Source organism: Streptosporangium sp. NPDC020072, assembly GCF_040631445.1.
GTDB lineage: Bacteria > Actinomycetota > Actinomycetes > Streptosporangiales > Streptosporangiaceae > Streptosporangium.
The window spans coordinates 1-1003 of sequence record NZ_JBEYAB010000045.1; the positions used below are offsets into that span (position 1 = coordinate 1).

Here is a 1003-nt window from a genome sequence, read left to right on the forward strand (position 1 = left end):
CGGTGATCACGTCCCCGGCGTCCGTCGCGGCCCGGTACTCCATCCCGGTCCCGACCAGCGGCGCCTCGCTCTTCAGCAACGGCACCGACTGACGCTGCATGTTGGAACCCATGAGCGCCCGGTTGGCGTCGTCGTGCTCCAGGAACGGGATCATCGCGGTCGCCACCGACACCATCTGGCGTGCCGAGACGTCCATGTAACCGACCTCGTTCGCCCTCACGGACTCGAACTCGCCGCCCTTACGGCGGACGAGGACGCGGTCCTCAAGGAACGTGCCATCGGCGGCGATCGGCGTGTTCGCCTGGGCGATGACGTAGCGGTCCTCCTCGTCGGCGGTGAGGTAGTGGACCTCTTCGGTCACCCTGCCGTCGACGACCTTGCGGTAGGGCGTCTCGACGAACCCGAAGGAGTTCACCCGGCCGAAGGAGGCGAGCGAGCCGATCAGACCGATGTTCGGGCCTTCCGGCGTCTCGATCGGGCACATCCGGCCGTAGTGGGACGGGTGAACGTCACGAACCTCGAAGCCCGCCCGCTCACGCGACAGACCACCGGGACCCAGCGCGGACAGACGCCGCTTGTGCGTCAGGCCCGCCAGGGGGTTGGTCTGGTCCATGAACTGCGACAGCTGAGAGGTCCCGAAGAACTCCTTGATCGACGCCACGACGGGACGGATGTTGATCAGGGTCTGCGGCGTGATCGCCTCGACGTCCTGCGTCGTCATCCTCTCCCGCACGACCCGCTCCATCCTGGCCAGGCCCAGCCGGACCTGGTTCTGGATGAGCTCGCCGACCGTGCGCAGGCGGCGGTTGCCGAAGTGGTCGATGTCGTCGGTCTCGACGACGATCTCGCCACCGGAACCCTGCATCGAGGTCTCGCCCGCGTGAAGCTTGACGATGTACTCGATGGTGGCGACGATGTCCTCTTCGGTCAGCGTGCCCTGGGTGATGTCGGCGTCGACGCCGAGCTTCTTGTTGATCTTGTAGCGGCCGACCTTGGCCAGGTC

Annotated in this window: 1 pseudogene; it reads right to left on the minus strand. The window is 66.6% G+C overall.

The window, feature by feature from the left end:
• Positions 1-1003 (minus strand): annotated as a pseudogene (locus ABZ470_RS41675) (DNA-directed RNA polymerase subunit beta); the annotation flags it as partial.